Here is a 17,905-nt window from a genome sequence, read left to right as displayed (position 1 = left end):
TCGCCTCCGCTCACTGCCAGCGGAACAGTTTCGCCGCGACGGTGCCGGCCGTCAGGGCGATCGCCGCCATTATCCCCAGGTGCAGCGGCTGCGGTGCGGTGCCGGTCCAGGCGTCCAGCAGGGCCTGCACCCCGGGCGGGAGGTAGGCGCCGAGGTCGGCCAGGACGTCGGGCAGCAGGAACCGGGGCAGGTAGACCCCGCCGAAGAACATCACCACCATGAACAGCGGCACCGACATCGCCTGCGCCGACCGGCCGGTGCCGGCCACCGCCGCGATCACCAGTCCCAGCGCCAGCAACGCCGCCGTACCCAGGACCAGGGCGGCGGCGAACCCCCAGGGATGCTGCGGCAACGGCGAGCCGAACGCGAACCGGGCGACCAGGGCGAGCAGCACCGCGCTGGCCAGGATCCCGGCGAGGGCGAGTACGAGCTGGGCGACCAGCAGCGCCGCCGGGCTGGCCGGGGTGGTCGCCAGCCGCCGCAGGATGCCGCGCTCACGGTAGGTGGCCAGCACGGAGGGGAGCACGTTCACCCCGACCATCGCCACCGAGGCGACCAGCAGCGACGGGGTGAAGTACGTGAGGAAGGACTGCCCACCGAAGTTCGGGTCCGGTTCGCGGAACGACGGGATCAGCCCGAGCACCGTCAGGATCCCGGTGGGCAGCAGGACGGTGAGCAGCAGCGTCGGGAGGTCCCGCAGGTAGAGCTTGGTCTCGGTCTTGAGGATCTGGCCGAAAGCGTGCATCGTCGTCCCTTCAGTCGGTGAGCCGGTGCCCGGTCAGCTCGACGAACGCGTCGTCCAGCGTGGCCTGCTCCAGCCGCAGGTCGGCGGCGATGATCTGGTTGCGGGCGAGGACCGAGGTGACCGCGTGCAGCACGTCACCGGTGCCGGCCACCACCACCTGGCTGCCGCTGCGGGTCACGGTGGTCACCTGTGGCAGGTCGGTGAGCAGTCGATCGTCCACCGGGGCGGACGGCCGGAACCGGATCCGCTGCTCCGGTGCCACCGCCGCGACCAGACCCGCCGGGCTGTCCAGGGCCGCCACCCGCCCCTGGTTGATTACAGCGATCCGGTCACAGAGCCGCTCGGCCTCCTCCATGAAGTGGGTGACCAGCACGATCGTCACGCCCCGCTCCCGAACCCGTTCGATCAGCCCCCAGGTGTCCCGTCGGGCCTGCGGGTCCAGGCCCGTGGTCAGCTCGTCCAGAATCGCGATCTTCGGGTTGCCGACCAGGGCCAGCGCGATCGACAGTCGCTGCTTCTGGCCGCCGGAGAGCTTGCCGTACGGGGCGTTCCGCTTCGCGCCGAGGCCCGACTCCTCGATCAGTTGCTCCGGGTCGGCCGGGCGGCGGTAGAACGACGCGTACAGTTCCAGCGCCTCCGCGACCCGCAGCCTGTCGGGCAGCTGGCTCTCCTGGAGCTGTACGCCGACGTGCTGGCGCAGCCGGGTGCCGTCCCGGCGGGGGTCGAGCCCGAGGACCGACACCCCGCCCCCGTCAGGGACGCGGAGCCCGGCGACACATTCCACAGTGGTGCTCTTGCCGGCGCCGTTCGGCCCGAGCACACCGAAGATCTCCCCGGCCGCCACGGTGAAGGACACGTCCGCCACCGCCACCGTCTCGCCGTATCGCTTGTGCAGGTTGGTCACCTCGATGACCGGCATGCCGCCTCCCGCCGCCGCGTTCCCGTACCCCTCAAGCGTCGCGGCGGCGGCCCGGCAGCGGATCGACCAACGGGCGACGCCCGGCGGCGGCCACGGTTGATCCCGGCGATCCGTCAACCGGTTGATGTGGCGGTGGTGACTAGGCTCTGCGACGTGAACGCATCCGCGATCCCCGGCGCCGCCGTGGGCAGCGCCCGCCGGTTCGTCGGCGGCGCCGCGCTGCTGCTGCGCGGCATCGCCCTGTACGTCCGCAGTCCCGGCCTGATGCTGCTCGGCATCGTGCCCGCGCTGATCTCCGGGACGATCTTCCTCACCGTGTACGCCACCCTGGTGTACTTCGTCGGCGACCTGGCCCCGTTCGTGACCCCGTTCGCCGACGACTGGGCGACGACCGCGCGCAACGCGGTCCGGGTGATCGCCGGCCTGGCGATCCTCGGCCTCGGCGGCCTGCTCACCGTGCTCACCTTCACGGCGGTCACGCTGGTCATCGGCGACCCGTTCTACGAGAAGATCTCCGAGCGGGTGGAGCAGCGGTACGGCGGCACCCCCGACGCGGTCGAGGTGCCGTTCTGGCCGTCGCTGCGGCGCAGCATCGCCGACTCGCTCCGCCTGGTGGCGCTGGCCGTCCTGGTCGGCATTCCGCTGTTCGCCGCCGGTTTCATCCCGTTGCTCGGCCAGACCGTGGTACCCGTCATCGGCGCGATGGTGGGCGGCTGGCTGCTCGCCGTGGAACTGGTCGGCGCGCCCTTCTATCGTCGGGGCAAGGGCCTGCGGGACCGTCGGGCCGTGTTGAAGGCGGACCGCCCCACCGCGCTCGGCTTCGGCGTGGCCGTCTTCGTCTGCTTCCTGATCCCGCTCGGTGCCGTCCTGCTGATGCCGGCGGCGGTGGCCGGTGCCGCCCTGCTGGCCCGTCGTACGCTCGGCCAACCCATCACGGAGGCGTGAGCATGGACGTCACGCTGGTCGAGGGGGACATCACCGCCGAGCGGGTGGACGCGATCGTCAACGCCGCCAACTCGTCGCTGCTCGGCGGCGGGGGAGTCGACGGCGCGATCCACCGCCGGGGCGGACCGGCTATCCTCGCCGAGTGCCGCGCGCTGCGCGCCTCCCGGTACGGCCGGGGCCTGCCGACCGGCGAGGCCGTCGCGACCACCGCCGGTGACCTGCCGGCCCGCTGGGTGGTGCACACCGTCGGTCCGGTCTGGACGGACACCGAGGACCGCTCACCGCTGCTGCGCGCCTGCTACGCCAACAGCCTGGCCGTCGCCGACGACCTCGGCGCGAGCACCGTGGCCTTCCCGCTGATCTCCGCCGGGATCTACGGTTGGCCGGTCGACGACGCGGTTCGCCAGGCACTCTCGGTGCTGCGCGCGGCCAGCCCGACGACGGTCACCGAGGCCCGACTGGTCCTGTTCGGTGCGGACACGTTGGCCGTCGCCGAGCGCGTCCAGGCGATCGGCTGACGCCTGCCTGCTGCTTGCAGGGGCGGGGCGGCCATGCCGCCCCGCCCCTTCTCGACCGCGTGTGGACTCGCCTCAGCGGGCCAACAATGCGAAAACCCCCCAGCCGAGGTACTCGCGCTGGTACCGCGTGTACCGAACAGGCTCGGTGGTGAGCTCCGCCCGTACCGTGCCGGCCAGTTCGTCATCGGGGTTGTCGTCGAGCCAGCGGCGAAGGTTCAGCCACTGTGCCGCCTGGTACCGGTCCCAACTGTCCTGATCGGCCAGCACCATCTCCACGACGTCGTACCCGAGGTCGCCGAACCGCTCGACCAGCTCCGGTAGCAGCAGGAAGTCGTCCGCGTCCTGCGCGAGGCATGCTTTGGCGGTCTCCTGGTCCGGCACCTCCCGCCGCCAGTACGGCTCGCCGACGAGCATCAGACCGCCGGGACGGAGACTGCTGCTCAGGAGCTCGACGGTGCCGGGAAGGCCACCACCGATCCAGGTGGCGCCAATGCAGGCGACGAGATCGACCGGCTCGTCCGCGACGTACCCGGAGGCGTCGTCGTGCACGAAGGTGACCCGGTCGGCGACGCCGAGTTCAGCGGCGCGGGCACGCGCCTGCTCGGTGAAAACCGTGCTGATGTCCACCCCGGTGCCGGTGACCTGATGGTTCCGGGCCCAGGTGCACAGCATCTCGCCCGACCCGCTGGCCAGGTCGAGCACACGGGTGCCGGGGGCCAAGCGCAGCGCCTGGCCCAGGGCGGCGAGCTTGCCGGGCGTGAACGGGTTGTGAATGCGGTGGTTACTCTCGCGAATGGTGAAGATACGTGGCAGATCCACGGGAGATGCTCCTTGGATTCGATGCGGTCAGGGTGCCTGCGAAGGGCGGTCGACCGGAGCCGGTCGCCGCTGCTCGGACCGTCATCAATGCACCTCACTCACCACGTACGAACCTGAGTCCGGCCAGCGTAGGCGGGCTGACCCGACGGTTCCACCGATTTGCGCCGACGCGCTCATCTGGTCGACGACGAGAAGCGCCCGCCCACGATTGGACGGGCGCTTCGTCGTAGGTCTGGGTCAGGCTTGCTCGGCGAGCTGGTTGATGAACGTTCGCCACGCCGTCGGGCCGAAGGTCAGGGCCGGGCCGGTGGGGTCCTTGGAGTCCCGCACACCGATGACCCCGGGAAGGTTGTCCGCGACCTCGACGCAGTTGCCGCCGCTCGCGCCGCTGCGAGTGCTCTTGCGCCACTGGGCGTTACTGAGGTCCATGATGGCTCTCAACTTCCTTCAAAAGGTCGATGGACTGCCGGCGCGGTAGCGCCTCATTCCGGACGCTTTCCCACCTCGCCTGAAGCGTAGCCACATCATCGTCTTTATCGACGACGTCCCCGCCTAGCTGATTCTCAAGGTGGCCGACCCACACGCCTTCTGCCGACCGCGCCAGCGCGAATGGTCCAGACAGTCCGACGTGTAGGCCGCTACCAAGTGGGATGACGTGGACGTGGACATGCGGAAGCTCAGTCAGCGCGATCAGGTGGGCGACCTGCTGAGCCATGATCCCGCCGAGGTCATCGCCTGTTCGGCGAAGCGCTGCTTCGTCCAGCACGGCGACGAACTGCGGCGGGCGTTCGCCGGTCAGGATGGTCTGCCTGTCCATGCGCCCCTTGACGCGCTGCTCGACCTCGTCATCGGTCAGGCTGTCCACGGTCCGTAGCACGACACGGGCGTAATGCTCCACCTGTAACAGGCCGGGGATCAGGTTCGGCTCGAAGTAGCGGAGCTGTGTCGCGGAGCGCTCGGCATCGAGCCACGGCAGGAACCAGGATGGCGCACCGAGCTTCGTCGCTAGACGCTCGAACAGGCCGCCGTTGTTCAATGCGCGGTCAGCCCCTCGGATGAAGTCGCTCGTGAGTGCTCTGGTGCCGCCTTCGACTGCGCTGACGTGGGACGCGCTGAAACCAGCGGCACGGCCGAATGCCTCCTGCGTCATGCCGGACGTGCCCCGTGCGCGGCGGATCTCGCCAACGATGAACGTCGCCACAGGATTCGGAATGTCAGACATGCAAGGCCCCCCACCTCGAAGATCGACTACCCATGTCGCCTCAGGACTGGCGCGTGTTCAGTCAGCACGGCCCGGACGCTCGAAGTGCCTTCCGAGCGTAACGGTCTCCATATCAGAGTGTCGCCAGCGGTGCGGGCGAGTGGAGGCCGAGGGGTGGCCCGCTGGTCGTGCCGTCGGGGGTCGCCCGTGGGCGAGCACTCAGGGCGGCCCCCTCCAACGTCGACGGAGGAGGCACCGTGTCCGAGCCTGTGAACGCCGTACCCGCCTCGCGGTGGGGTGAGCCCGTTCCGCGTACGGGCCTGGCCGTGGGTGACGTGGTCCGCGTGCCCGAGGGCGCCTACCGCCCCGGCGCGGGGGAATTGACGTTGTACGTGGCCGAGGTGGGCGACCGGATCGCGCGGGACGGCAGCGTGTGGATCGAGGTGTACGGCCACGAGGTGCAAGAGGACCGGACACTGCGGGTCCGTCGCCGCTATGCGCAGGTGCGGGCGGATCTCGCCGATGTCCGTCCGGCGCGTGGCTGGTGAGCGTGCGCCGGGCGGACGCGAGTCCGACGATCTGCCTCGGCGTGTACCTCCTGAGCAGGGCAGCGTCCCCACAGTTCAGCAAGCCGATCATGGTGCGGGTGATTCGGAAGCTCGATCTGACGACGTACGACGGATGGGCCTGGATCGAGGTCTATCAGCTCAACGCGGCGGGCAATGCGACCGCCCGGCGGACGCTGTTCGTGCAGGTCGCGGGGATGGAGCGCGTGGCGGCTTCGCCGCCCGTGCGTCGCTCCCCGCGGCGCTCCGGCGGCGGGCACGGGACCGGTGCAACGGTGACCTCGCCGCGCACCAGCCCGCGCGCCCCACCTGGCGCTGCCGGGCGTGCGGTGCCGGGTGGCCGTGTTCTCCCGCCAAGTTGTGCTTGCTGGCGGAGTACCGCACGCGCCGGGTCGAGTTGGTGGCCTACCTGACGACGCTGCGCGAGGAGGCCGCCGGCCAGCTCTGCGAGCAGGGCTCGGACGTGGGCCGCAGCGGCCTGGCGGCCCGCTTCACGGACTGGGCCGCTGTTCACAGCTCTCGGACACAGGACCACTGAGTGGCGACCTGCCGATAACCGAGCCGGGTGTTGACCGCCAGCATCGGCGCGTTCGCCGCATCGTTCCCGGTGTACGCAGTGGTGACCCCGCCCTGCGCCGCGCGGTGCAGCGCGGCCAGCTTGACCAGCCGGGCCAGTCCACGTCCCCGGTGCTGCGGCACCGTGCCGGTGTAATCGGACCACATCCGCGTACCGTCCCGCTTCACCAGGCTGATCGCGGCCAGCTCGCCGTCGACCTCGACCCCGGTGCTGACCGCCCGGTCCAGGCCGACGTTGTCCCAGGTGGTGGCGAGCCAGTCGGCGTAGCTGATCGCGCCGGACACGACGTCGCCCGGCTCGTCGGCACTGGCCAGCACGTCCACCCGGTGCACGTGGCGCGGGTCGACATCCGCCAGCGACACCAGCCGTACGCCGTCGGGAGGTGTCGGCAAAGGTGGCAGCGTGTGCAGGTCCAGGGCGGAGAACTGCTCCTGGCGGCTCGGCGTGAAGCCGTGCCGGCGGGCGAACGGCAGCGCCTCCGGCAGCGCACGCCCGTGCAGCCGGGTCAGGTCGAGCGGGGCGAGGTGCGTGATCGCCTGGGCCAGCAACGCGCCGCCGATCCCGCGTCGCCGCTGGTCAGGGTGTACGTGCAGCAACGACACCTCGCCGACCGCCTCGGCGGTGTGCTCGTTTCGGGACGCGCACACCCAGCCCACGATGTGCCCGTCGACCTCGGCGACGAAGCCGGCCCAGTGCAGACCCGGCGGCGGTGTGGCGATCAACTGTCGGGTGGAGGCGACTCCTCGCAGCAGGAAGGGGAACACGAGCCTCCGCAGCGCCACCACCGCCGGGGCGTCGTCGGGGCGGGCCGGGCGGATGAGGAACGGTGCTTGCGGCATCCGGCGGAGGCTAGCCGGTCCACCGCCGGTTCCGCCTCGGGTTTATCGCCGGGGGGGGGGGGGGGGGGGGGTGGGGTGGGTTGGGGTGGGGGTAAATAAACAACACAACCCAAAGAAGAAAGCGGGCGGGGGGGGGGGGGGCGGGGGGCGGGGGGGGGCGCCTCCCGGCCCCCCCGCGGGTCCCGCCGGGGTTTTAGCGCGGGGTGGTGGTTTTATGTGTGGTGGTGGGCCCCCAAACACATCACCCCACCTCCCCGATCAGCTTCGCTGGCGGGCGGTTCGCGGGCTGCGGCCGGGCGGTGCCGCGACGTCGGCGTTGCCGACGGGCGGTTGGCGCGGCTGCGGCGGTGCGGTGCCGCGACGTTGGGCCTCGACGGATTCGCAGAGCTGTGTGCGGCGGTGCTGCGACTTGACAGCCCAACCGTGCTGCCTGTCCCCGTCGCACTGACGCTGACCCTCTGAGGTGTTAGGAAGGGTCCCTTCCTAACACCTTCAGCTCCGCCGTTCCGCCGCTCGGAGGTCCACAGGGCTGCGGTCCGGTGGCACGCCGTTGGGCGTGAGGTGGCGGAAGAGAGGCAGTGGGGCTCGGCGAGGTGGGCGCGATGTCGGTTGCACGGCGACCGCGAAGAGGCAAGGGGCCGGGCATCAGAAGCCTGTCCCCGCCGCGTCGGGGCGGCGGGGACGACTTCAGCCGTACCCACCCTCAGCCCTGCCAGCCGGCGGCCTTCAGGGCCGCGCGGATCTGGGCCGCCACCTCGGTCGGGCGGTGTCGGACGTCGAAGGCGGTGAAACGGAGGATACGGTCGCCCTCGATCCAGATCTTGTTCTGTCGCCGCAGGTCAGCGGCCCAGTGTCGGGCGTCCATGTGGTGCCCGCCATCGATCTCCACGTGCAGCGACCACCGAGGCCAGTAGGCGTCCAGGTAGCGATTCCGACCGTCGGTGTCCCGCCGCCGATGTTGTCCCTGCGGCGGCGGCAACCCGTGGCGGCGGCACAGCCGGGCCAGGTCGATCTCGGAGAGCGCCTCCGCGCCGCCCGCGATGTCGTGCAGCGTCTCCCGGATCAGCGCGCCCCGGCGAGCCTGGGGCATCCGATCCAACACCGTCCCGATCTCCGCCGGGGTCACCCGCCGCTGTTGGCAGCCGGCCGCGAGGATCTGTTGCGCCTCGTCGTCGGTACGCACCCACTGCGCCGCGTCGACCAGGGATCGGGCCATCGACGTACGGTCGGGGCGCGCCCGCTGGCGGTCGGTGTCGGGCAGGTGTCGAGCCCGGCGTACCCGCACCGCAGGCAGGCCGAGTGGTAGCCGGCGCAGCAGGTCGGCGCGGTGGCGATGGTGCGGGATCAGCACGTCGACGGTGTCGTAGCGATAGGTGCCGCGCAGCCCGCCGGCCGTCGCCGCCGCCAGCCCGGCGAGGATCGCATCCTCCCCGGCCGCGAGCACAGCCGCCCACCATGCCTGCGCGGTCGAGTACGGCCTGCCGGGCGACTCGGCCCGCAGTACGCCCCTGCACACCCGGCTCCATCGCCCGGAGGTCAGCAGGTGGCGCACTGTGGACGGGCTCAGCACGGTGGTGGCCTGCGCCCAGGTGAGAATTCCCGACTGCTCGAACAGCAGCCACTGCAACGGGTCGGCGTCGTCTCGGGGTATCCGCACGGATCGATTGAACCGCGAGGTGGGTAGATCTGTTGTCGTCCCAGCGACAACAAAGCTACCCACCTTCGTGGTCACCCCGCCTTCGCATACCCGGGGAGAGCCGGGATGCGGCAACAGGCGGCATTCAAGTGGGCGCCAGCCGGGTGTGCGGCAGAGCAGCGCACGAACCGGTTCCTGTGTGCGGCGGGCGGCGTACCCAGCCGGTTCCGGTTTGCGGCAGGTCGGCGCACCCGTTTGGTGCGGGTCCTGGGCCCGGCCGGTCACCTTGTTCGGTGTGGGCCTGGATCGGGCCGGTCGCCCTGTTACCTGTGAGGCCTACTGCCGGACCGGTGACCAGGCTCGGTGCGGGGCCTACAGCCGGGCCGGTAACCCGGTCGGTGCCGGGCGTAGGCCGGAGACGATCGCCGGCTGCGACATCTCCCGGCTGCGACACATCCCGGCTGCGACACATCCCGGCTGCGACACATCCCGGCTGCGACACATCCCGGCTGCGACGCCTCCTGGCTACGACGTCAGCCGACTGCGACGCCTCCTGGCTGCGACGTCAGCCGGCCGGAACCTTAGCCGGCCGGGACGGCGGCGATCGCCTCGACCTCGACGAGCTGGTCGTCGTAGCCGAGCACGGCCACGCCGAGCAGCGTGCTCGGTGCGTCGTGGTCGCCGAAGGCGTCGCGTACCACGTCCCACGTCGCGACCAGGTCGGCCTGCTGGGACGACGCCACGTAGACGGTGCTCTTGACCACGTCGGCGAGCGTGGCACCGGCGGCGCGCAGCGCGGTCTCCAGGTTGGCCATGACCTGCCGGGCCTGGGCCGCGTAGTCACCGGGGGCGACGGTGTTCCCGTCGGCGTCCAGCGGGCAGGCGCCTGCGGTGTAGACCAGGCGGGTGGCGGGTTCCACGGTGGCCAGATAGGCGTACGGGGCGGTGGCGCTGAGGGCGGGCACGGACAGCAATCGGACGGGATTGGACATGCGGGGCAGGCTAACCAGCTCGGCGAGCCGGGTGCCACCTGGTTTCGGTGTTAGGAGGGGACCCCTTCTATGCACGAGGCGTTAATAAGGTGCCCTTCCTTACCTCAGGCGGACTCGCGGATGATCAGCTCGGTGGGGAGGATCAGCGCCGGCTCGACGTCCTCCCCGGCGGCCAGGCGCAGCAGCAGGCGGGTGCCCTGCCGGCCCAGCTCGACTATCGGCTGCCGCACGGTGGTCAGCGGCGGATCGGTGTAGGCGGCGGTCTCGATGTCGTCGAAGCCGATCACCGCCACGTCGTCCGGCACCCGCCGTCCGGTCTCGCGGAGCGTACGCATGGCGGCGTGCGCCATCAGGTCCGAGGCGGCGAAGACGGCGTCCAGGTCGGGGTGGGCGGCGAGCAGTTCCCGCATGGCCGCGGCCCCGGATTCGCGGGTGAAGTCACCGACGGCCACCATCTCCGGCAGCCCGGCGGCGGCCACCGTCTCCCGGTATCCGGTCAACCGCTCGATCCCGGCGACCATGTCCTGCGGGCCGGCGATGGTGGCGATCCGGCGGCGGCCCCCGTCGATCAGGTGCCGGACTGCGCGGGTCACCCCGGCCACCTGGTCGACGTCGACGTACGGGATGTCCGCGCCGTCGAGGGGACGGCCGCTGCACACCACCGGGATGCCGAGCGCGGCCAGCTTGGCGGGGAGCGGGTCGGCGCCGTGCAGCGAGGCGAACAGCACTCCGTCGACGTGCCGGCCGGTGGTGTACCGCTCCACCCGCTCGTGACCGGCCGGTGAGCCGGCCAGCATCAGCACGAGCTGCTTGTCGGCGGCCTCCAACTCCTGCGCGGCGCCCCGGATGATGCCCGGGAACACCTGGTCGTCGGAGAAGACCCGGGTGGCCTCCTCCGGCATGACCAGGGCGATCGAGTCGGTGCGTTGGGTGACGAGGGTGCGGGCGGCCAGGTTCGGCACGTACCCCAACTCGGCCACCGCCTGACGGACCGCCTCCTGGATCGGCTCGGCGACCGTGGTCGAGCCGTTGACCACCCGGGAGACGGTGGCCCGGGACACCCCGGCCCGTCGTGCCACCGCTTCCAGAGTGGGCCGCTGTGCCCCCGTCATAGGAGAAACCACCATCTCGTCACAGCCCGTTCCGGGAGATCACCTCCTGGTACCACCGGGCACTCGACTTCGGTGTACGCCGCTGGGTGAGGTAGTCGACGTGCACGATGCCGAACCGCTTCCGGTACCCCTCGGCCCACTCGAAGTTGTCCAGCAATGACCATACGAGATAGCCCCGCAGGTCGACGCCCCGGGCGATGGCCTCGTGCGCGGCGCGCAGGTGGCCGTCGAGGTAGGCGATCCGGTCCGAGTCCTGGAGCGGGCTGGACGGGTCGGCGGTCTTGTCCGGAAAAGCCGCACCGTTCTCGGTGATCAGCAACGGCACGCCGGGGTAGTCGGCGGCGATCCGCTCCAGCAGCCGGGTCAGCCCGGCCGGCTCGATCATCCACCCCATGTCGGTCAGCGGACCGACCGCCGGCAGGAACTCCACCGCGCCCTCGGTGCCCGGGTACGCGCCACCGCCCCCGCCGCCGTCCGGACGCCCCGCGACGTACGTGGGGGAGTAGTAGTTGATGCCGAGCAGGTCGATCGGCGCCGCGATGATCTTCTCGTCGCCGTCCCGGACGAAGGTCGGCTCGACCAGCCGCGCCACGTGCTCGCGGACGTCGTCCGGGTACCCGCCGACCAGCAGCGGGTCGAGGAAGATCCGGTTGTGCAGGCCGTCGACCAGGCGTACGGCGGCGGCATCGGCCGCGCTGTCCGCATCGGCGGGCTGCACGTCGGCGGGGTTGAGCGTGATGCCGACCCTGGCCGCCCCGCCGGACCGCAGAGCCTGGGCGGCCAGGCCGTGCGCGAGCAGCAGATGGTGTACGGCGGAGAAGGCCGCCCCCGCGTCCTGCACCCCGGGCGCGTGCACGCCGTTGCCGTACCCGAGGTAGGCGGAGCACCACGGCTCGTTGAGCGTCGTCCAGGTGTCGATCCGGTCGCCGAGCCGGGTGTGCACGGCACTGGCGTAGGTGGCGAAGTGCTCGGCCGTGTCCCGGTCGGTCCAGCCGCCCCGGTCCTGCAACGTCTGCGGCAGGTCCCAGTGGTACAGGGTGACGATCGGGTCGATGCCCCGCCCGAGCAGCGCGTCGGTCAGCCGGTCGTAGAAGTCCAGGCCGCGCGGGTTGACCGGCCCGCTACCGTCGGGCTGGATGCGGGGCCAGGACACCGAGAAGCGGTACGCCTGGAGGCCCAGCTCGGCCATCATCGCCACGTCGTCGGCGTACCGGTGGTAGTGGTCGCAGGCGACGTCGCCGGTGTGCCCGGCGTGGACCTTGCCCGGCGTACGGCTGAACGTGTCCCAGATCGAGTCGCCGCGCCCGTCGTCGCGGGCCGCCCCCTCGATCTGGTACGCCGCCGTGGCCGCACCCCACAGGAAGTTCTCCGGGAAACTCAACTCGCTCATGCCGGCACTCCGCTTCGCTGCGTGCCGCCACGAGGCACGGCCCTGTGTCGATGGTTCGCTCGCTGACGCTCGCTCACGCCTTCACCGCACCTTCCATGATCCCGCCGATGATCTGGCGGCCGAACAGGACGAACACCAGCAGTAATGGCAGCGTGGCAATGGCCGTACCGGTGAACACCTGGGACATGTCCTGGTAGTAGCCGTCGGACAGGGCCCGCAGCGACAACTGCACGGTGGGATTCTCCGGGTCGTTGAGCACCGCGTACGGCCAGAGGAAATCGTTCCACGTGGTCATGAAGGTGAGCAGGCCGAGCACGGCGGCGGCCGGCCGCAGTGCCGGTACCACCACGTTCCAGTAGATCCGGGCGGTACCGCATCCGTCCACCCGGGCCGCCTCGATCAGCTCGGTGCTGACCGCCTGACCGGCGTACTGGCGCATCATGAAGACGCCGAAGCCGGTGACCAGCGCGGGCAGGATCACGGCGGGCAGCCGGTCGTTCAGGTTCAGCTTCGTCATCAGCATGTAGAGCGGGATGACGCCGAGCTGGGTGGGCACCATCATGGTGGCGATGATCACCATCAGCATCGCGTTGCGGCCCCGGAACCGCAGCTTGGCGAAGGCGAACCCGGCCAGGCTGCAGAAGAACACCACCGAGACGGTGACCGTGGTCGCCACGATCGCGGAGTTGATCAGACCGGTCAGGAAGTAGGCGTCGGTGTTGTCGAACAGCCGGGCGATGTTGGCGCCCAGGTTGCCGCCGGGCGTCATCGGTGGCGGCAACTGCCCCATCGCGTCGCTGCTGCGGCTGGCCACCACGAACATCCAGTAGATCGGGAAGAGCGACATCACGGTGGCGGCGATCAGTGCGCAGTACGTGAGCGGGCTGGCCCGCCAGAGCCGGCTCATCGCGCCACCTCGCTTCGCTCGCTCATCGCGGGCCTCCCTTCCGCCCGCCGACGTTCGGTCGGGCGCCGGCCCCGAGCCGGCGGATGATCAGTACGTTGATCGCCGCGACGATGGCGATCAGGGCGAAGAGCAGCCACGCCACCGCCGAGCCGTAGCCGAAGTTGTAGTAGGGCGCGAAGGCGTTCTCGAACATGTACATGGTCAGCGTCTGCGACTCGCGCATCGGGCCGCCCCGGATCGCGTTGGTGCCGGAGTGGAACAGCCGGGGCTCGGTGAAGAGCTGGAGCCCGCCGATGGTGGAGATGATGACGCAGAAGATGATCGTCGGCTTGAGCAGCGGCACGGTGACGGCCCAGAACTGCCGGGCCCGGTTCGCGCCGTCGATCGCCGCCGCTTCGTACAGGTCGCGGGGGATGGCCTGCATGGCGGCCAGGAAGATCAGCGCGTTGTAGCCGGTCCAGCGCCAGTCGACCATGGCGGAGATGGCCACCCAGGAGGCGAACCGGTCGGACTTCCACCCGATCGGATCGAGGCCCACCAGGTCGAGCATCCAGTTGACCATGCCGAACTCGCGACCGAACAGCACCCCGAAGACGATCGCCACGGCGGCCGTGGAGGTGACGTTGGGGACCAGCACCGCCATCCGCCAACCGGTACGGAAACGCAGGTGCCGGTTGAGCAGGTTGGCCAGCCAGAGCGCCAGGAGCAACTGCGGCACGGTGCTGATCACGAAGATGCCGAGCGTGTTCACCACCGAGTGCCAGAAGTCGCTGTCGACCAGCAGCTGGGTGTAGTTGTCCGCGCCGATGAAGGTGGGATTGCTGCCGAGCAGGTCCCAGTCGTGCAGCGAGACCCAGAAGGTGTACGCCAGAGGCCACGCCCCGAAGATCGCGAAGATCACGAAGAACGGGGCGATGTAGAGGTAGGGCGAGTACTTCGCGTCGATCCGGCTCAGTCGGCCGGACCGTGGCGGGCGGGTGTTCCGCGGTGCCGGGGTGGCCGGCGGGTGCGCGTCGAGCTGCAACGCCATGACCCGTGACTCCTTTCCACGCCCCCGCCCCGCGCCGATCCGCCGGTCGCCGTCGCGTCGACGTGGACGCGTCGTTTCGGTGGATCGGCGACGGGGTGGGGACCGTCGGGCCGGCTACTTGGCGGCAGCCTTCTTGGCGTTGGCGATCGCGTCCTGCCACCCCTGCTCGGGGTTGCGCTGTCCCAGCTCGACGGTGCGGACCGCGTTCTCGACCTCGGTGCGTACGGCCTGGTTCTTCGGGCCCATGTAGACCGGCTTGAGGGTCTTGGCGCCCTCACCGAAGATCCGGCCGACCGGCGCGCCGGAGAAGTACGCGTTGGTGGCCTCGGTGATGGCCGAGTCCTCCAGCGCCTGCGGCGACGACGGCAGCGGGCCCTTGGCCTTGAAGGCGCCGATGTGGCCCTCGGCGCTGGTCAGGAACTTGACCAGCTTGATCGCCTCGTCCTGGTTCTTGCTCTGGCGAGGTACGGCCAGGTGCGAGCCGCCCCAGTTGCCGCCGTCACCGGGCACCCGGGCGATGTCCCACTTGCCGTTGGCCTCCGGACCGGCGTTGCCCTCGATGACCCCGGTCATCCACGCGGGGCAGGCGATCGTGGCGAACTTGGACTGCTTGAAGGCGGAGACCCACTCGTCGGACCAGGAGCCGTACTTGCCGGACAGGCCCGCGTTGATGATGGCCATGGTGGTGTCCCAGGCCTGCTTCACCGCCGGGTTGCTGTCCACCACCAGGTTGTCGCTGGTGTCGTAGTAGTGGTAGCCCTGCGCGTTGCCGGCGGTCTGGAGCACGATCGTGTTGAACGTGTTGGTCGCGGCGTCCAGGAACGCGGCGCCGGTGTTCGCCGCCTTGAACTTCTCGCCGGTGGCGATGTACTCCTGCCAGGTCGGCCAGAGCTTGGAGACCTCTTCGCGGTCGGTCGGCAGCCCGGCCTTGTCGAACAGGTCGGTGCGGTAGCACATCGCCATGCCGCCGACGTCGGTGCCGAGGCCGATCAGCTTCTGGCCGTCGGCGGTGAGCCCCTGGTTCCACTTCCACTCCAGGAAGTTTCCCTTGAGGTCGGCGGCGCCGTGGTCGAGCAGGTTGACGAAGTTGTCCGGGTTGGCCTTGTACTCGACCATCAGACCCTCTTCGATGGCGACCACGTCACCGGCGCCCTTGCCCGCCGCGAGCCACTGGGTCAGCTTCGGCGAGTACTCGTCGAGGTTGCCGCCGGTGCCCCGCTCGACGATCTTCACGCCGGGGTTGGCGTCCATGTACTGCTTGTACAGCTCCTCGTAGCCGAACTGTCCGAAGACGTCGACGGTGAGGGTTATCGTGCCGTCCTCGGCGTCGTCGCCGCCACCGCAGCCGCTGGTGACGAGCAACGCGCCGACGGCGGCCAGGGCGACCGCAGCGAGGCGGTGGCGCGGGAAGGTGCCCATGGTCTGGTGACCCCTCTCAGGTCGGGGGTGGTGGTGGATAAGGCCCAGAGAGCGCTCTCACGAAGCTTGCGGTCCGCCGTCGATCGATGTCAAGAGAGCGCTCTCTCGACGAGGTCACAGAATGGCCACGGGCGCTCCTCCCGATCGGGAGGACCGCCCGTGGCATGTCCGTGCTGCGTCGGCTTCGCCGGCTGTCGTGCCGGCCGCGTTCGGCTTCGCCGGCTGTGCTGGCTCTACCGGCCGTCGTGCCGGCCATGTCGGCTTGGCCGTCGTGCCGGTCAAGCGGCCGTGTCGACGGTCGGGCGTGGCCGGCCGCCGACGCGGACTCAGGCGGCGCGGACCCCGTCCAGCAGGGCGCGGTCGCCGGCCACGGTCAGGGTGTCGAAGCTGACCCGTCCCCAGAGCGCCAGCAGCAGGTCGCTCGCGGTGGCGTTGACGTGCACCCGGGCGTGGTGGTCGTCGTGGTCGAGGATGGTGCCGGTGTCGAGCAGGGCCACCCCCTCGCCGCGCAGCCGCAGATACCACTCCTGGGCGGCGTCGCTCGCGCTCAACCGCACCACGCCGCGCCACTGCCCGGTCGCCGCCCGCCGACCCGCCGGCAGCCAGGTGTCCAGCACCTCGCTCACCCCGTCGGCCGCGAGCTTGGCCTCGATCGGTTCACCGGCCGCGATGGCGAGCTGGGCGTCCCAGCGGTGCACCGCGGTCTCGTGGGCCATCCGACGCGGCCAGAAACCCGCCTTCTTCGGCTGCGGCGCCCAGTTCCACGCCGGAGCCTCCGGGTCGAGGGTGTCGAAGAGGGCCATCAGCTCGTCGTACGCCTGCTGCCACTGCGCCGAAGCGGTCACACCCGGCACCGGCTCGACCGGCTGTGCCCGGCGCTCCGGGGCCGTCGTCCCGCCCGAGCCCACGATCGCGTGCGCCCAGCGGTAGACGCCGGCGAGGTGCAGGGCCAGGTCGGCGACCGTCCAGCCGGGGCAGGAGAGCACGGGTGTCTCGGGCGGGGCTTCGGCCACCGCAGCGGCGAACGCCGGACCCTCCGTCCGAAGCGCGCCGATCCAGAAGTCCTTGCTGCCCTGCAATCTGCTCATCGCCATCCTCCCGGGGGTGACCCGGCCACCAATGGGTGCCGCGGCTACCCACCAGCCTAGGGTGAAAGGCGTGTTCGACGCCTACGCCCAGCCGACAGTCGCCGCTGAACCCGCCAGCACCGGCGATCTGGCGCAATACACCACATTACGCTTGGGTGGCCCGGCTCGCCGGATTGTCACCGCCACCACCGCCGACGAGATCGTCACCCGGGTACGCGAGGCCCAGGACGACGTTCTGCTGCTCGCGGGCGGTAGCAACGTGGTGATCGGCGACGCCGGCTTCCCCGGCACCGTGGTCCTCGTCCGGTCCCGGGGTCTGCGCGTGCTCGCCGAGAACGAGGCGAACGTCACCGTACGGGTCGAGGCCGGCGAGCCGTGGGACGACCTCGTCGCCGCCACCGTGGCCAACGGCTGGTCCGGGTTGGAGTGCCTGTCCGGCATCCCCGGCTCGACCGGGGCGACCCCGATCCAGAACGTCGGTGCGTACGGGCAGGAGGTCGCGGAGACCATCGTCGGCGTGCAGGTCTACGACCGCGTCACCGGGGAGGTGACGACGGTCCCCACCGTGGACTGTGGCTTCGCGTACCGGGCCAGCGTCTTCAAGTACAGCCAACGGCTGGTGGTGCTCTCGGTCGACTTCCGGCTGGCCCGCTCGCTGCTGTCCGGCCCGGTGCGCTACGCGGAACTGGCCCGTACGCTCGGTGTCTCGGTCGGTGACAGGGTGCCGGCGACCCAGGCGCGTGCCACCGTGCTGCGGCTGCGCGCCGGCAAGGGCATGGTGCTGGACCCGACCGACCCGGACACCCGCTCGGTCGGCTCGTTCTTCACCAACCCGGTGCTGGACACCGCCGGCTACGAACTGCTGCGGCAGCGGGCCGCCGACATCGGGGAGCCGCCGGCCTGGCCGGGCGCCGGGGACCGGATCAAGATCAGCGCGGCCTGGCTGATCGACAAGGCGGGCTTCGGCAAGGGCCATCCCGGTCCCGAGGGCGTCGCCATCTCCAGCAAGCACACCCTGGCGCTGGCGAACCAGTCCGGCACCGCCAGCACCGAGGCCCTGATCACGCTGGCCCGCGAGATCCGTGACACCGTCGAGGCCCGGTTCGCCGTGACGCTCCACCCCGAACCCGTCCTCGTCAACTGCACCATCTGACGGCTCACCGCACCCGCCGCACCCACCGCCCGGTCCGTGGGCGGGCCGG

At 70.8% G+C, this 17,905-nt stretch carries 18 protein-coding genes; 4 read left to right on the top strand and 14 right to left on the bottom strand.

Annotation, left to right across the window (positions count from 1 at the left end; genetic code table 11):
- Positions 1–10 precede the first annotated feature (10 nt).
- The gene (locus ACIBO1_RS06185) at positions 11–745 is read right to left on the bottom strand and encodes an ABC transporter permease (RefSeq protein ID WP_396741917.1); all 735 of its coding nucleotides are present in this window, start codon (positions 743–745) and stop codon (positions 11–13) included.
- A gap of 10 nt (positions 746–755) precedes the next feature.
- Positions 756–1,664 (bottom strand): ABC transporter ATP-binding protein, encoded by a 909-nt coding sequence (locus tag ACIBO1_RS06180; RefSeq protein ID WP_396741915.1) that lies wholly within the window; start codon positions 1,662–1,664, stop codon positions 756–758.
- A 153-nt stretch (positions 1,665–1,817) separates the two neighbouring features.
- Between ACIBO1_RS06180 and ACIBO1_RS06175 the strand changes: the two genes are divergently transcribed.
- Both ACIBO1_RS06175 and ACIBO1_RS06170 read left to right on the top strand, forming a co-directional pair.
- Entirely contained in the window at positions 1,818–2,609 is a 792-nt protein-coding gene (locus ACIBO1_RS06175) for an EI24 domain-containing protein (RefSeq protein WP_396741913.1), read from the top strand.
- A 2-nt stretch (positions 2,610–2,611) separates the two neighbouring features.
- Positions 2,612–3,127 (top strand): O-acetyl-ADP-ribose deacetylase, encoded by a 516-nt coding sequence (locus ACIBO1_RS06170; RefSeq protein ID WP_396741911.1) that lies wholly within the window; start codon positions 2,612–2,614, stop codon positions 3,125–3,127.
- A 72-nt stretch (positions 3,128–3,199) separates the two neighbouring features.
- Here the strand turns inward: ACIBO1_RS06170 and ACIBO1_RS06165 are convergent, their stop codons facing one another.
- The 3 genes from ACIBO1_RS06165 to ACIBO1_RS06155 form a co-directional block, all read right to left on the bottom strand.
- On the bottom strand, positions 3,200–3,946 hold the full coding sequence (locus ACIBO1_RS06165; protein WP_396741909.1) for an SAM-dependent methyltransferase: 747 nt from the start codon (positions 3,944–3,946) through the stop codon (positions 3,200–3,202).
- A gap of 237 nt (positions 3,947–4,183) precedes the next feature.
- On the bottom strand, positions 4,184–4,375 hold the full coding sequence (locus ACIBO1_RS06160) for a DUF397 domain-containing protein (RefSeq protein ID WP_396741907.1): 192 nt from the start codon (positions 4,373–4,375) through the stop codon (positions 4,184–4,186).
- Entirely contained in the window at positions 4,362–5,168 is an 807-nt protein-coding gene (locus ACIBO1_RS06155) for a helix-turn-helix domain-containing protein (RefSeq protein WP_396741905.1), read from the bottom strand. Before ACIBO1_RS06155 ends, ACIBO1_RS06160 begins: the two co-directional genes overlap by 14 nt.
- A 236-nt stretch (positions 5,169–5,404) precedes the next feature.
- Between ACIBO1_RS06155 and ACIBO1_RS06150 the strand changes: the two genes are divergently transcribed.
- Positions 5,405–5,695, top strand: a complete 291-nt coding sequence (locus ACIBO1_RS06150) for a hypothetical protein (RefSeq protein ID WP_396741903.1) — start codon at positions 5,405–5,407, stop codon at positions 5,693–5,695.
- Between the two features lie 528 nt (positions 5,696–6,223).
- Here ACIBO1_RS06150 and ACIBO1_RS06145 read toward each other — a convergent pair.
- The 9 genes from ACIBO1_RS06145 to ACIBO1_RS06105 all read right to left on the bottom strand — a co-directional run bounded on the left by ACIBO1_RS06145 (position 6,224) and on the right by ACIBO1_RS06105 (position 16,703).
- Positions 6,224–7,129: a GNAT family N-acetyltransferase gene (locus ACIBO1_RS06145; protein WP_396741901.1), complete on the bottom strand. Its 906-nt coding sequence runs from the start codon at positions 7,127–7,129 to the stop codon at positions 6,224–6,226.
- A gap of 703 nt (positions 7,130–7,832) precedes the next feature.
- The gene (locus tag ACIBO1_RS06140; protein ID WP_396741899.1) at positions 7,833–8,786 is read right to left on the bottom strand and encodes an endonuclease domain-containing protein; all 954 of its coding nucleotides are present in this window, start codon (positions 8,784–8,786) and stop codon (positions 7,833–7,835) included.
- Positions 8,787–9,346: 560 nt separating this feature from the next.
- Positions 9,347–9,757 (bottom strand): RidA family protein, encoded by a 411-nt coding sequence (locus ACIBO1_RS06135; RefSeq protein WP_396741897.1) that lies wholly within the window; start codon positions 9,755–9,757, stop codon positions 9,347–9,349.
- 104 nt (positions 9,758–9,861) lie between these two features.
- Positions 9,862–10,869, bottom strand: coding sequence for a LacI family DNA-binding transcriptional regulator (locus ACIBO1_RS06130; protein WP_350693073.1), 1,008 nt, complete (start codon positions 10,867–10,869; stop codon positions 9,862–9,864).
- 19 nt (positions 10,870–10,888) lie between these two features.
- Positions 10,889–12,259 carry a GH1 family beta-glucosidase gene (locus ACIBO1_RS06125; protein WP_396741895.1) on the bottom strand — a complete coding sequence of 457 codons (1,371 nt, stop codon included), beginning with the start codon at positions 12,257–12,259 and terminating at the stop codon, positions 10,889–10,891.
- A gap of 73 nt (positions 12,260–12,332) precedes the next feature.
- Positions 12,333–13,166, bottom strand: coding sequence for a carbohydrate ABC transporter permease (locus tag ACIBO1_RS06120; RefSeq protein ID WP_350693069.1), 834 nt, complete (start codon positions 13,164–13,166; stop codon positions 12,333–12,335).
- Positions 13,167–13,188: 22 nt separating this feature from the next.
- Positions 13,189–14,196: a sugar ABC transporter permease gene (locus tag ACIBO1_RS06115; protein ID WP_350693068.1), complete on the bottom strand. Its 1,008-nt coding sequence runs from the start codon at positions 14,194–14,196 to the stop codon at positions 13,189–13,191.
- Positions 14,197–14,310: 114 nt separating this feature from the next.
- Positions 14,311–15,615 (bottom strand): extracellular solute-binding protein, encoded by a 1,305-nt coding sequence (locus ACIBO1_RS06110; protein ID WP_350693067.1) that lies wholly within the window; start codon positions 15,613–15,615, stop codon positions 14,311–14,313.
- A 326-nt stretch (positions 15,616–15,941) separates the two neighbouring features.
- On the bottom strand, positions 15,942–16,703 hold the full coding sequence (locus tag ACIBO1_RS06105; protein WP_396741892.1) for a maleylpyruvate isomerase family mycothiol-dependent enzyme: 762 nt from the start codon (positions 16,701–16,703) through the stop codon (positions 15,942–15,944).
- 70 nt (positions 16,704–16,773) lie between these two features.
- Between ACIBO1_RS06105 and ACIBO1_RS06100 the strand changes: the two genes are divergently transcribed.
- Positions 16,774–17,856, top strand: coding sequence for a UDP-N-acetylmuramate dehydrogenase (locus ACIBO1_RS06100; protein WP_396741890.1), 1,083 nt, complete (start codon positions 16,774–16,776; stop codon positions 17,854–17,856).
- Positions 17,857–17,905: the final 49 nt, after the last annotated feature.

This window comes from Micromonospora sp. NPDC049903 (assembly GCF_044460945.1).
In the GTDB taxonomy this organism is placed as follows: domain Bacteria; phylum Actinomycetota; class Actinomycetes; order Mycobacteriales; family Micromonosporaceae; genus Micromonospora.
This window is presented reverse-complemented; position numbering and strand designations above follow the sequence as displayed.

Bases quoted from the DNA above. Each gene is read 5' to 3' on its own strand.
- ACIBO1_RS06105 (WP_396741892.1), bottom strand. From the start codon at position 16,703: ATGAGCAGATTGCAGGGCAGCAAGGACTTCTGGATCGGCGCGCTTCGG.
- ACIBO1_RS06125 (WP_396741895.1), bottom strand. From the start codon at position 12,259: ATGAGCGAGTTGAGTTTCCCGGAGAACTTCCTGTGGGGTGCGGCCACG.
- ACIBO1_RS06135 (WP_396741897.1), bottom strand. From the start codon at position 9,757: ATGTCCAATCCCGTCCGATTGCTGTCCGTGCCCGCCCTCAGCGCCACC.
- ACIBO1_RS06185 (WP_396741917.1), bottom strand. From the start codon at position 745: ATGCACGCTTTCGGCCAGATCCTCAAGACCGAGACCAAGCTCTACCTG.
- ACIBO1_RS06160 (WP_396741907.1), bottom strand. From the start codon at position 4,375: ATGGACCTCAGTAACGCCCAGTGGCGCAAGAGCACTCGCAGCGGCGCG.
- ACIBO1_RS06155 (WP_396741905.1), bottom strand. From the start codon at position 5,168: ATGTCTGACATTCCGAATCCTGTGGCGACGTTCATCGTTGGCGAGATC.
- ACIBO1_RS06130 (WP_350693073.1), bottom strand. From the start codon at position 10,869: ATGACGGGGGCACAGCGGCCCACTCTGGAAGCGGTGGCACGACGGGCC.
- ACIBO1_RS06120 (WP_350693069.1), bottom strand. From the start codon at position 13,166: ATGAGCCGGCTCTGGCGGGCCAGCCCGCTCACGTACTGCGCACTGATC.
- ACIBO1_RS06115 (WP_350693068.1), bottom strand. From the start codon at position 14,196: ATGGCGTTGCAGCTCGACGCGCACCCGCCGGCCACCCCGGCACCGCGG.
- ACIBO1_RS06180 (WP_396741915.1), bottom strand. From the start codon at position 1,664: ATGCCGGTCATCGAGGTGACCAACCTGCACAAGCGATACGGCGAGACG.
- ACIBO1_RS06145 (WP_396741901.1), bottom strand. From the start codon at position 7,129: ATGCCGCAAGCACCGTTCCTCATCCGCCCGGCCCGCCCCGACGACGCC.
- ACIBO1_RS06110 (WP_350693067.1), bottom strand. From the start codon at position 15,615: ATGGGCACCTTCCCGCGCCACCGCCTCGCTGCGGTCGCCCTGGCCGCC.
- ACIBO1_RS06170 (WP_396741911.1), top strand. From the start codon at position 2,612: ATGGACGTCACGCTGGTCGAGGGGGACATCACCGCCGAGCGGGTGGAC.